The sequence below is a fragment of the Cupriavidus basilensis OR16 genome (genome assembly GCF_000243095.1).
Lineage (GTDB): Bacteria > Pseudomonadota > Gammaproteobacteria > Burkholderiales > Burkholderiaceae > Cupriavidus > Cupriavidus basilensis_D.
Genome location: NZ_AHJE01000367.1, coordinates 1 through 223 on the forward strand (window position 1 = coordinate 1; position 223 = coordinate 223).

Sequence of the window (223 nt, forward strand, 5' to 3'; positions counted from 1 at the left end):
CGCGCCAGCACCACCAGGTCGATCCGGTAGTCGCAGAACAAGTCCCACAAGCGCGCTTCCTGCGCCGCCTTGGTATCGCGCGTGGCTTGCAGCAGCGGCAGGTGGTGAAACGGAATGTCGTAGCTTGCGGCCAACCGATAGAAATCCTTGTGGTTGGACGCAATCGCCGCGATCTCGATCGGCAACTGGCCGGTGCGGTGGCGGAACAGCAGGTCGTTCAGGC

At 63.2% G+C, this 223-nt stretch carries 1 pseudogene; it reads right to left on the reverse strand.

Annotated features, from left to right (window positions below):
- Positions 1-223: pseudogene (gene purU, locus OR16_RS39175) on the reverse strand (formyltetrahydrofolate deformylase); the annotation flags it as partial.